The following is a 10,940-nucleotide window of genomic DNA, read 5'->3' on the forward strand; positions in this document are numbered from 1 at the left end:
GCCGCAGGGTGGCGGCTGGGGCGGCGGCCAGCCTCAGCCCCCGGCCGCGCAGCAGGGCTGGGGCGCGCCGCCGTCCGCGGCGGCCGGCGGCGGGGGCGGGGCATCCGTGAACCTGGACAAGGGCCGGGTCTCCCTGCGCAAGGGCCAGAGCGTCTCGCTGGTCAAGACCGGGGCGCCGCCGCTGACCCGGGTGCGGATGGGCCTCGGCTGGGATCCCGCGTACAGCGGGCGCCAGATCGACCTGGACGCCTCCTGCATCCTCTTCGACGGCCGGGGCAAGGACGTGGACAAGGTGTGGTTCATGTCCAAGAAGGGTGCCCGCGGCGCGGTCCGCCACTCCGGCGACAACCTCACCGGTTCCGGTGAGGGCGACGACGAGACCATCTTCGTCGACCTGGCCGCGCTTCCGCCGAACGTCGAAGCCCTGGTCTTCACGGTGAACAGTTTCCAGGGGCAGCGCTTCACCGAGGTCCGCAACGCCTTCTGCCGGCTGATCGACGACTTCACCGGCGCCGAACTCGTCCGGTTCGACCTGTCCGAGTCGAAGCCGCAGACCGGGCTCGTCATGTGCAAGGTGGTCCGCCAGTCCGGCGGCCCGAACTGGACGATGACCGCCATCGGCGAGTTCCACGACGGCAAGACCGTGCGCGCGATGGTCGGCCCGTCCAGGCAGTATCTGTAGAGTAACGATCCGTGCGGACGAGGGGCGGCCGTGGGGTGGCTGGGTCCGGCCGTGTTCCGGGCCGGCTGCCGGGCCGGGGCCGGGGCTGACAGCCGGCCCTCGGCCGGGGCCCGACAGCAGTGCCCGGCATAAAAAACTAAAGCCGCACACGATGTTTCTCGTGATGTTCTCCCGCGAGAACCCGTGGATATCTCACGAGTTCTCGCGGGAAGTCTTCCGCGGTTTCCACGGCTTCGTGCATTTTGTGGCACCGCCGGTTCCGCGGTTTTTCGTGGCCGTGCGTCCCGCGGCGGTCCGGCGGCCTACTGCTGCAGCTTGTAGTCCCGCAGCAGCGCGCGGCTGATGATCCTCTTCTGTACCTCGGACGTGCCCTCACCGATGAGCATGAACGGCGCCTCCCGGAAAAGCCGCTCGATCTCGTACTCCTTCGAGTAGCCGTATCCGCCGTGAATACGGAACGACTCGGTCGTCACCTCGTAGCAGTATTCGCTGGCGAGGAACTTGGCCATCCCGGCCTCGACGTCGTTGCGCTGGCCGCTGTCCTTCTTGCGGGCCGCGTTCACCATCATCAGGTGGCCGGCCTCCACCTTGGTCGCCATCTCCGCCAGCTTGAAGGCGATCGCCTGGTGGTCGGCGATCTGGTGGCCGAAGGTGCGGCGCTGCTGGGCGTAGGCGATGGCCAGCTCGAACGCCCGGATCATGATGCCGCAGGCGCGGGCCGCGACATTGACCCGGCCCACCTCCACGCCGTCCATCATCTGGTAGAAGCCCTTGCCGCGGCCGTCGGGGCCGCCGAGGACCGACGACGCCGGCACCCGGTGGCTGTCGAGCACCATCTCGGTGGTCTCGACCCCCTTGTAGCCGAGTTTCTCCAGCTTCCCGGGGATCGTGATGCCCTCGTGGGTGCCGAACCCGGGCTCCTTCTCCAGCAGGAACGTCGTCATGTTCCGGTAGACGGAGTCGGCGCCCTCGTCGGTCTTCACGAGAGTCGCGACGAGGGCGGCGCGGGCACCGTTGGTCAGCCACATCTTCTGGCCATTGATCACGTAGTCGTCGCCGTCGGGAGTGGCCCGGGTGGTGATCGCGGACACGTCCGAGCCGCAGCCGGGCTCACTCATGGAGAAGGCGCCGCGGATCTCCCCGGTGGCCATTTTCGGCAGCAGCCGCTGCTTCTGTTCCGGGGTGCCGTGCTGGATGAGGAGGTAGGCGACTATGAAATGCGTGTTGATGACTCCCGACACGCTCATCCAGCCGCGGGCGATCTCCTCGACGACCAGGGCGTAGGTGAGCAGCGACTCGCCGAGCCCGCCGTACTCCTCGGGAATCGTGATCCCGAACAGCCCCATCTCCTTCATGGCCTCGACGATCGCCTCCGGGAACTCGTCCTTGTGCTCGAGTTCCGTGGCGTATGGCAGAATCTCTTTGTCGACGAATGTGCGCACAGCCGACAAAATGTCGGCCTGGACGTCCGTCAGACCATCGGTCTGCGCGATCCTGCCCATGGTGTCCGCTTCCTTTCTCGCCGTACCGTGGTCGGCCCGTGCCATTTCTGTACCGGCTGTCGGGAATCACGTGCGGGTCGTCGTATACTTATGAGAAGTATCACGGCATTCGCGGGCGGGCGCCAGCGACGCCGGCGGGTGGCCCCTTGCGCGGCACCGTCCCGGCCCTGGCGGCATCCCGGCCCAAGGCCCGCCCGCCCGTGCCGCCGCCCCGGCCGCGATGACCGTATGGCGCTCCGCGAACGTGTGGCGGGGAGGCCTGCCGGCGAACGCCGGCCCGCGCGGACGGCCAGCGGGCCCAGCGGGCCGTACGGCCCGGCCGGGGGCGTTCGATATCAGCCCACCGAGCGGCATCGGGGGCACTGCACAGTATCAACAATCACTGTCCGTATCGCCTGATATCGGGTAGATAGCCCATAAAGTAGTCCGCGAGGGGGCTTGATGTTGTTGTTCTGACGCGACCGTTGTGCCTCCGGAGGCGTTGTGCGCTCGTTTCTTCGCAAGGCCCGTCAGGGGCCGCTGGGCAGGATCCCGCAGGAGGTGCCCGTCTGGCGCCACCTCGCCGCGGCGGCGACGATCGCCCTGGCCGCGGCCGGTGTCCTGACGGCCGGCTACCGGCCCGGGGACGCGGGGACGCTGCGAGCGCCGCTGTCCCCCGTCGCCGCGGACAGCCCGGACGCCGCGGCGGCCGGCAGCCCGCTGGCCGGCGCCCGTTTCTATGATGATCCCGACAGCCAGGCGGACGCCGCCGCGGCCCGGCTGCGCGGCCAGGACCCCGTGAACGCGGCCCTGCTCGACAAGATCGCGAATACTCCGCAGGCGATGTGGCTCGGCGACTGGTTCCCGACCGCGCGGGTCCGCGCCATCGTTGCCGAGCGGGTCGACAGCGCGCGGGCCGCCCAGGCGGTCGCGGTGTTCGCCGTCTACCACATACCGGCCCGCGACTGCGGCGGCTACTCCGCCGGCGGGGCGAACTCGCCGGACGAGTACAGCGCGTGGATCTCGGAGGTCGCCGCCGGCATCGGCGCCGGCCCCGCCGTGGTGGTACTCGAGCCGGACGCGATCGCCGGCGCGGACTGCCTGCCCGCCGCCGGCCAGCGGACGCGCTACACGCTCATCCGCGAGGCGGGCACGCTGCTGACCCGGCACGGGGCCACCGTCTACCTCGACGCCGGGCAGCCGGACTGGCGCAGCGCCACCGAGATGGCCGGCCGCCTGCGGCTTGCCGGCGTCTCCGCCGTGCGCGGCTTCGCCCTGAACACGGCGAACTTCGTCGCCACCGCCGACCTGCTGGCCTACGGCAACCAGATCGTCGCCGAGCTCGGCGGCAGCGGCCACTTCGTCGTCGACACCAGCCGCAACGGCCGCGGCCCGGCCCCGGACAGGCAGTGGTGCAACCCGCCGGGCCGGGCGCTGGGAGCCCGCCCGACCACCCAGACCGGCGACGAGCACGCGGACGCGTTCCTGTGGGTGAAGGGCCCCGGCGAGTCCGACGGCACCTGCAACGGCGGCCCCCCGGCCGGCGAGTTCTGGCAGCCCTACGCCCTCGACCTGGCCCGCCGAGCGCCCTATTAGCCCGTCCCACAGGACGAGCCCATCCCACCGGCCGCCACCGGCACAAATACGTCCACCGGCACAAATACGTCCAGCAGTACAAATACGTCCAGCGGCACCGCTGCCCACCGCGTCCGCATCCGTTCCCAAGGTTCTGGGATCAGGGGGTTCTGGGATCAGGGGGCGCGGACGGGGAAACCGAGGTCGAGGGCGGCGGTGGCCAGCCGGCGGTCGTAGGTGACGAACGCTGTCAGGCTGTCGCCGAGCCGCCGCGCGGCGGCCAGATGGATCGCGTCGAGGGTGCGCACCAGCGGGCCGGCGACCGCCCCGGCGTCGTCCAGGACGGGCCGGTCCAGGATGATGTGGTCGAGGCGGTTGAGCATGGTCACCGCCGCTTTGTACAGGTCGGCGTCGTCCGCGGTGGCGCGCCGTACCGCTCGGACGACCTCGGCGCGGGCGAGCAGGGAGGTCACCTGGGGATATCCGGCGTGCGCGCCGAGGAAGGCGCGCAGCGCGGGTGTCTCGGCCTCGGTGACGACCAGCTTCACCAGCGCGCACGAGTCCAGGTAGATCAACGATCGTCCTCGGCGCGCATGTCGAGGAGTACCTCCGACAGCGCCGGCCCGTCCGTGCGTGGGGGCCCGGGCTCCCAATCGGCGAGACCGCCCTCGCCGGGCTGGAGCACTCCTTCGTCGATCAGCCGTGCCCGCGCCTGGTGGAGGTCGCTGGGTGGGGTGAGAACGGCGATAAGGCGGCCGCGTTCGGTGATCTCGATGGTCTCGCCGGTCTTGACCCGGTCGAGGATCCTGGAAGCGTTGTGCTGGAGCTCCCGTACGCCGATCCGTTCCATCATGACGCACATGATATAGCCCCATGTGCGTCAAGACTGTGGCGCTGTGGATAAGCAGCGAGTCAGCTTGCCTGTGGGTAGGGCTTCGCGGACAGGGAGTCAAGAAGCGCGTCGAATGCGGCGTCACTCTCACAGATCACCGACCGGCCGGCCGCAAGGTCCGCAAGCGCTTCATAGATCATGCGCTCGGTGTCGGGATCCGCGTCGATCTCCTCGACGTCACGGAGAACACGCGGTAGCTCGGACTCGCTCATGCCTGCTCCGCCTCCCGTGCCGTCTTCGTCTCGTCGGGACGTATCTTGAACTCGAGTACCAAAAAGTACTGCAGATCGTGGCTGTCGCATCTTCGGACCTCGGCCATGGGCGACGCGCCACCGGCCCTGTCGTCTCGTCCCGGAGTGCGAGTACCCGCTGGCAGCGCACTCGGGGCCTGTTCGGGGTGCCCTGTGATCCGTCCATCTCGCTTAGCGTACTCACCTGGACACGCGTCAACCGGCTTCCGTGTGAGCCGCAGGCGCTCCCACACCCTCAACCCAGCCCCCCGACCGGGACAGATGAGTGCGCGGACGGAGCGACTACGTGGTTCCTGGCCTCGTCACGGCGACGGTTTCCACGTCATGGCTCCGTTCACTGACAACATCGCCTGGATCGGGAGCCGTGAAGGTGGGGGTAGCCTCGCGCCGTGAGGCCGAACCATCAACCGTTGCGGTGGTCGGCCGTGACGGCGGGTATTTGGCTGTGGCGGGCGTCGCGCCAGGTGTTCGGTGGGGCGGGTGTCATGACGGGTGGTCGGCGGTGACGGCGGTGTCGGGGCGGATGTTCTGTCGCCGACTGGCGGGGCTGCTCGTCCTCGATCCCAACGGGGACGTGGTCGGACGGCTGCGGGACGTGGTGGTGATGCTGCGGCCGGGTAGCCAGCCGCCCCGCGTCCTCGGGCTCGCGGTCGAGGTGCAGCGTCATCCGATCTTCGTCCCGATCGGGCGGGTGACGGGGGTGGAGTCGGGCGCCGTGGTGCTCTCCTCGGCCCGGCTGAGCTGGCGCCGGTTCGCCCAGCGTCCCGGTGAGACCCTGGTGCTCGGCGAGCTGCTGGACCGGCAGGTGACGCTGGTCGCCACCGGCGCCCCGGCCACCGTGGTCGACGCCGCGATCGAACAGGTCCGCGGCGGGGACTGGGTCCTCGACCACGTCGCGGTACGCATCGGCCGGCGGCGCCGCGGCGAGATCCGCACGGTCTCCTGGGCCGAGGTCACCGGCTTCTCCCTGCCGGAGGAGGACCAGGGCGCGGCCAACATGCTCGAGGTGTTCGAGAAGCTGCGGCCGGCGGACCTCGCCGCGCTGCTGCGGGACCTCTCCGACAAACGCCGTGTCGAGGTGACCGCGGCCCTCGACGACGAGCGGCTCGCCGACGTCCTGGAGGAACTGTCCGAGGACGAGCAGGTCGAGCTGCTCGGCGGGCTCGCCGACGAGCGGGCCGCCGACGTCCTGGAGGCGATGGGCCCCGACGACGCCGCCGACCTGCTGGGGGACCTGCCCGCCGGGGATGCCGAGCGGCTGCTGCGGCTGATGGAGCCGTGGGAGGCCGCGCCGGTCCGGCGTCTGCTCGTCTACCCGGACCGGACCGCCGGGGGCATGATGACCAGCGAACCGGTGATCCTCGGCCCGAACGCGACTGTGGCCGAGGCGATCGCGCGGATCCGGGCGCCGGAGCTCTCCCCGGCGCTGGCCGCGCAGGTGTACGTGGTGCGCCCCCCGTTCGAGACGCCCACCGGGCGCTACCTCGGCCTCGTCCACTTCCAGCGGCTGCTGCGGGAACCGCCCGGGGCGCTCGTCAGCGGTGTCGTCGACGTCGGCATCACCCCGCTGCGGCCGGAGGCGTCGCTCCAGGAGGTGACCCGGCACCTCGCGTCGTACAACCTGGTCGCCGTCCCGGTGCTGGACGACGGCGCCCGGCTGGTGGGGGTGGTTACTGTCGACGACGTGCTGGACCACCTGCTGCCGCCCGGCTGGCGGGAGCACGACCTCGACCCGGACACCACGGGGCCGGACGCCACGAGCCGGGACGCTACGAGCCGGAACGTCACGAGCCTGGGTGGCTCGGGTGCGGGTGGCTCGGGTGCGGCGGGGACCTGATGAGGCTCCGCCGCCATACGGGCAGACTCGATCAGCCCCGTCCGTCCCGCCGGTCGGCGCTGGTCCGCCGTCCCTACGAACCGGACGCCTTCGGCCGGGCCGCCGAGCGGATCGCCCGGTTCATCGGGACCGCGCGCTTTCTGGTGGTGCAGAGCATCGTGGTGGTGCTGTGGATCGGCTACAACATCATCGTGCCCCGTGACCTGCGGTTCGACAACTACCCGTTCATCTTTCTGACGCTGGCGCTGTCCCTGCAGGCGGCGTATGCCGCGCCGTTGATCCTGCTGGCGCAGAACCGGCAGGACGACCGGGACCGGGCCAACCTCGCACAGGACCGGGAACGGACCGGACGCCAGCTCGACGACACCGAGTACCTCGCCCGCGAGATAGCGGCGATCCGTATCCGGGTCGGGGAGCTGGCCACCCGTGACTACCTGCGCTCCGAGCTGCGGGCGGAGCTGCGGGCGCTGCTGGCCGAGTCCCTGGGGACCCCCGTGGGGACTTCCGCGGGAACCCCCGTGGGGACTTCCGCGGGGACGGATGCGGGAACAGGTGAGGACGCCACCGCCGGGCATCGCCGCGGCCCCGGGCCGTGGGAGCGGCGGCCCGAACGCGGCAGCTCCACCGACCGGCGGCTCCAGAGCCCGTGAACCAGCAGACCCGACCGGGAAGGCATCACCGGGGACGGCATTCACCGGTGACGGCGTCACTGGGGACGGCGTCGCGGAGGGACGGCGTTACCGAGGGAAAGACGTCGCCGGGGAGCCGGGAGCGTGCCTCGGGGCGGGAACTCGGCTGGCGTCCGCGGGCCGGGGCGTTCGCGGGACGAAGGCTTATGCGAGGGATCCTCGGCACAGAGTGAGAATGGACAGGGCGATTTCGACCCCGCGGGGCCCGAGCTCCCGCGACCAGGCTGTGATGATCGCGTTTTCTCGCTCGTGCTGGATGCGCGGGCCGCCGTCCGCGGAACGCAGCGCCTGAATCTGCCGGGATATCTCCAGACGGGCGCCGACGAGCGCGCGGAGCTGTGTGTCGATCTCGTCTATGGCCCGCCGGCCGTCCGCGATCGAGGAGACCGTCGGTGCCGGCGTGGCGGCGGGAAGCGCGTGGCTTGTCATCTGGGCTCTTTTCATCCGGGACCCGGCCATCCCGGAGCCGGACAGGCCCGGGGAAAGTCCGGGCCTTGAGTCTCGGCGTGTCGCGTCAGATACGCGGCAGTGCAGGGACCGTGCCCGGTCCCTGGTAAAAATGATCCGGCGATCTGCTCGCGCGGCGCGCGCAAAGAGGAGATCCACCAGGCATGGCTACCAGCATGCCAGCCGGGATTGCCACCGTCCAGCGGTCCGTCCGGCTCGCACCGTGACCGCACATGACCCAGAAGCGGGCGGGACGTCACGCCGATGGCTCCGGGCGTCACCCGAATGCCGGGCAGGACGGCGGCGGGACGGCGGCGGGACGGCGGCGGGACGGCATGGGCGCGTCACCGGGACGGCGGCGGGACGGCATGAGGGTGTCACCAGGGCGGCGGCAGGACGGATGAGAGGATCGTCTCGTGGCCCAGTTGCAGCTGGACGGCATGCCGCGGCGGCTGTTCGTGTGCACCCCGTCGAAACTGTCCGCGTTCGCGGAATGCCCCCGCCGCTACCGGATGGCCTATCTCGACCGGCCGGCGCCGGTGAAGGGGCCGCCATGGGCGCACAACTCCCTCGGCTCCAGCGTGCACAACGCCCTGCGGGCCTGGTGGGACGAACCGCTGGCCCGCCGCACGCCGACCCGCGCCGCCCACCTCGTCCGGCTGCTGTGGGTCACGGACGGCTGGCGGGACGCCGAGCAGTCCACGGCCTGGCGGGAACGGGCCGCGCAGATGGCCGGACGTTACGTGGCCACCCTCGACCCGGCCCGCGAGCCCAGGGCGGTGGAACGCCAGGTCGCCGCGCGCACCGAACGGCTGGCCCTGTCCGGGCGGGTCGACCGGCTCGACGACCGGGACGGCGAGCTCGTCGTCGTCGACTACAAGACGGGACGCCGCGCGCCCACCGACGACGACGCCCGGGTCTCCCAGGCGCTGGCGCTGTACGCGCTGGCGGTCTCCCGCACTCTGCGCCGCCCCTGCTGGCGGGTGGAGCTGCACCATCTGCCCACCGGCACCGTGGCCGGCGCCGAGCATGACGAGGCGTCGCTGCACCGCCAGCTGCAGCGGGCCGAGGCGCTGGCCGACGACGCCGAGCGGGCGGCCGAGGCGCTGCGTGATGGCGCCGAGCCGGACACGGCGTTCCCGCCACAGCCGGGCCGGCTGTGTTCCTGGTGCGACTACCGGCGGCACTGCCCCGAGGGCCGCGCCGCAGCCCCCGACCGGGCCCCCTGGGACGCCGTTGCCGACGCCGTCGCCGACGCCGGCACCGAGCCGTCCGGCTGAGCCCCGTACTCCTCTGGGGTCAGCCCGTACCCTGGGCCGGAGACGCCTGCCGCCCTCGGGCACGCCCCGTCCCCTCGCGCCTGCCCATCCGCTCTCGCGCCAGCCCGTCCCTGCGCGGCCCGGCCGGGGAGTGCCGGGGAATCTGGCTGGCATTTGCCCGGGTAAGGCTGCGACCTGCGGAAACACCTGAACGCCGTCGTCCGCCACACCTCTGTTCGGGCAGCCCCGCCGAAGTGCCCGAAGGACGGGACTCGGTACTGTCACAACAGTACCGAGTCCCGTCCTTGCTCATGGGCCGTTGTAGGGATCATGCGAATGGCCGCTGCCTCCGGCTCTCCGCCGCTGTTACCGGTCGTGGCCCCGCCGGCGGTTTCGGTCGAGGAGCGTCCGGGACCTGCTCGTTGTCCGGTAGGCCGGCGGGAGCTGGGCCATGATGGCTTCGTGACAGAGCGAGTGAGTGCCGGCCAGCCGAACACCGTGTCCACGGTCGCGGCCGTGTCTCCGGCCGTGCTGCCGGACGCCCGGCTGCCCGGTGGCGGCCGGGCCCGGCCCGCGGGCAGCCCGTCGCGGGTGTCGGCGAAGGCCGGGACGTTCACCGAGTCGGTGATCCGGGAGATGACCCGGCTCTGCCTGGCACACGACGGCATCAACCTCGCCCAGGGCTTCCCGGACTTCCCCTGCCCGGCCGAGCTGAAGGAGGCGGCGAAGGCCGCCATCGACGCGGACGACAACCAGTACGCCATCACCTGGGGCGCGAAGGCCTTCCGGCACGCCATCGCTGCCAAGGTCGCCCGTACCTACCCGGGGTGGACGGTGGACCCGGAGACCGAGATCTGCGTGACCTGCGGCTCCACCGAAGCGATGATCGCGACCATGCTCGCGCTGGTCGACCCCGGCGAGGAGGTGCTGCTCTTCGAGCCCTTCTACGAGAACTACGGCCCGGACACGATCCTCTCCGGCGCGCGGCCGAGGTTCGTCCCGCTGCACGGGCCCGACTGGAGCATCGACGAGGCGCAGCTGCGCGCCGCCTTCTCCGACCGGGTGCGGGCCGTCGTCATCAACACGCCGCACAACCCGACCGGCAAGGTGTTCACCCGCGCCGAGCTGGAGCTGATCGCCGAGCTCTGCCAGCGGCACGACGCGCTCGTCCTCACCGACGAGATCTATGAGCACATCCAGTATCTCGGCCCGGGCGGGCACATCCCGCCCGCCACCGTCCCGGGGCTCGCCGACCGCACGGTCACGATCAACGCCCTGTCGAAGACCTACGCGGTGACGGGCTGGCGGGTCGGCTGGACCATCGCCCCACCGGCCTACACCGCCGCCATCCGCAAGGTCCACGACTTCCTGACCGTCGGGGCCGCCGCGCCGTTGCAGGCGGGCGGGGCCGCCGCCATGGCACTGCCGCCGAGCTACTACGACGGCCTCGTCGCCGACTACCTCGAGCGCCGTGACCTGCTGTGCGACGCGCTCGCCACGGCCGGCTTCCGCTTCCGGCCGCCGGACGGCGCGTACTACGTCATGTGCGATACGCGATCGTTCGACCCCGACGGGGACGACGTGGCCTTCGCCCGCCGGCTGCTGGAGACGGCCGGGGTGGCGTCGGTCCCCGGGTCGTCGTTCTTCAACGATCCCGCGTACGGGCGTCACATCGTGCGTTTCGCCTTCCCGAAACGGCTGGACACCCTGCGGGCGGCGGCACAGCGGCTGGCCACCCTCGCCTGACGCGCCCCGCCACGCGCCCCCGGCGACCGCCCCGCCCCGGCGACCGCCGCGCCGACGCCACCGGGAAGTGCCCCGCCGTCC

General features: G+C 71.5%; 11 protein-coding genes. 6 read left to right on the forward strand and 5 right to left on the reverse strand.

Features of this window, described 5'->3' with window-relative positions; all coding sequences use genetic code 11:
* Positions 1 to 682 (forward strand): TerD family protein (locus NBX02_RS04145; RefSeq protein ID WP_250290057.1); only part of this gene is annotated, 682 nt, incomplete at its 5' end.
* A 302-nt stretch (positions 683 to 984) separates the two neighbouring features.
* Here the strand turns inward: NBX02_RS04145 and NBX02_RS04150 are convergent.
* Positions 985 to 2,184: an acyl-CoA dehydrogenase family protein gene (locus NBX02_RS04150; protein WP_250285829.1), complete on the reverse strand. Its 1,200-nt coding sequence runs from the start codon at positions 2,182 to 2,184 to the stop codon at positions 985 to 987.
* A 483-nt stretch (positions 2,185 to 2,667) separates the two neighbouring features.
* Between NBX02_RS04150 and NBX02_RS04155 the strand changes: the two genes are divergently transcribed.
* Positions 2,668 to 3,759 (forward strand): glycoside hydrolase family 6 protein, encoded by a 1,092-nt coding sequence (locus tag NBX02_RS04155; protein WP_250285828.1) that lies wholly within the window; start codon positions 2,668 to 2,670, stop codon positions 3,757 to 3,759.
* 155 nt (positions 3,760 to 3,914) lie between these two features.
* On the opposite strand, the gene NBX02_RS04160 is transcribed toward NBX02_RS04155, so the two are convergent.
* The 3 genes from NBX02_RS04160 to NBX02_RS04170 are packed head-to-tail and all read right to left on the reverse strand — an operon-like array spanning position 3,915 to position 4,842.
* A complete protein-coding gene (locus NBX02_RS04160; protein ID WP_250285827.1) occupies positions 3,915 to 4,313 on the reverse strand; it encodes a type II toxin-antitoxin system VapC family toxin in 399 nt (132 codons plus the stop codon).
* The gene (locus NBX02_RS04165) at positions 4,310 to 4,591 is read right to left on the reverse strand and encodes a type II toxin-antitoxin system Phd/YefM family antitoxin (protein WP_250285826.1); all 282 of its coding nucleotides are present in this window, start codon (positions 4,589 to 4,591) and stop codon (positions 4,310 to 4,312) included. The genes NBX02_RS04160 and NBX02_RS04165 overlap by 4 nt, the downstream gene beginning before the upstream one ends.
* A 59-nt stretch (positions 4,592 to 4,650) precedes the next feature.
* Entirely contained in the window at positions 4,651 to 4,842 is a 192-nt protein-coding gene (locus NBX02_RS04170; RefSeq protein WP_250285825.1) for a hypothetical protein, read from the reverse strand.
* A 562-nt stretch (positions 4,843 to 5,404) separates the two neighbouring features.
* Between NBX02_RS04170 and NBX02_RS04175 the strand changes: the two genes are divergently transcribed.
* Together NBX02_RS04175 and NBX02_RS04180 are read left to right on the forward strand one after the other, a co-directional pair.
* Positions 5,405 to 6,718 (forward strand): magnesium transporter MgtE N-terminal domain-containing protein, encoded by a 1,314-nt coding sequence (locus NBX02_RS04175; RefSeq protein ID WP_250285832.1) that lies wholly within the window; start codon positions 5,405 to 5,407, stop codon positions 6,716 to 6,718.
* Positions 6,718 to 7,368 carry a DUF1003 domain-containing protein gene (locus NBX02_RS04180; RefSeq protein ID WP_250285824.1) on the forward strand — a complete coding sequence of 217 codons (651 nt, stop codon included), beginning with the start codon at positions 6,718 to 6,720 and terminating at the stop codon, positions 7,366 to 7,368. The genes NBX02_RS04175 and NBX02_RS04180 overlap by 1 nt, the downstream gene beginning before the upstream one ends.
* A 183-nt stretch (positions 7,369 to 7,551) precedes the next feature.
* On the opposite strand, the gene NBX02_RS04185 is transcribed toward NBX02_RS04180, so the two are convergent.
* Positions 7,552 to 7,836 carry a chorismate mutase gene (locus NBX02_RS04185; protein ID WP_250285823.1) on the reverse strand — a complete coding sequence of 95 codons (285 nt, stop codon included), beginning with the start codon at positions 7,834 to 7,836 and terminating at the stop codon, positions 7,552 to 7,554.
* Positions 7,837 to 8,270: 434 nt separating this feature from the next.
* On the opposite strand from NBX02_RS04185, the gene NBX02_RS04190 reads away from it, so the two are divergent.
* Together NBX02_RS04190 and NBX02_RS04195 are read left to right on the forward strand one after the other, a co-directional pair.
* Positions 8,271 to 9,134, forward strand: a complete 864-nt coding sequence (locus tag NBX02_RS04190) for a PD-(D/E)XK nuclease family protein (RefSeq protein ID WP_250290059.1) — start codon at positions 8,271 to 8,273, stop codon at positions 9,132 to 9,134.
* Positions 9,135 to 9,659: 525 nt separating this feature from the next.
* Positions 9,660 to 10,859 carry an aminotransferase class I/II-fold pyridoxal phosphate-dependent enzyme gene (locus tag NBX02_RS04195; protein WP_250285831.1) on the forward strand — a complete coding sequence of 400 codons (1,200 nt, stop codon included), beginning with the start codon at positions 9,660 to 9,662 and terminating at the stop codon, positions 10,857 to 10,859.
* Positions 10,860 to 10,940 lie beyond the last annotated feature (81 nt).

It is taken from the genome of Protofrankia sp. CiP1_Cm_nod1 (assembly GCF_920888515.1).
GTDB lineage: Bacteria > Actinomycetota > Actinomycetes > Frankiales > Frankiaceae > Protofrankia.

Coding starts and splice junctions, on each gene's coding strand:
- NBX02_RS04175 (WP_250285832.1), top strand. CDS start 5,405: ATGTTCTGTCGCCGACTGGCGGGGCTGCTCGTCCTCGATCCCAACGGG.
- NBX02_RS04180 (WP_250285824.1), top strand. CDS start 6,718: ATGAGGCTCCGCCGCCATACGGGCAGACTCGATCAGCCCCGTCCGTCC.
- NBX02_RS04185 (WP_250285823.1), bottom strand. CDS start 7,836: ATGACAAGCCACGCGCTTCCCGCCGCCACGCCGGCACCGACGGTCTCC.
- NBX02_RS04165 (WP_250285826.1), bottom strand. CDS start 4,591: ATGATGGAACGGATCGGCGTACGGGAGCTCCAGCACAACGCTTCCAGG.
- NBX02_RS04170 (WP_250285825.1), bottom strand. CDS start 4,842: ATGAGCGAGTCCGAGCTACCGCGTGTTCTCCGTGACGTCGAGGAGATC.
- NBX02_RS04150 (WP_250285829.1), bottom strand. CDS start 2,184: ATGGGCAGGATCGCGCAGACCGATGGTCTGACGGACGTCCAGGCCGAC.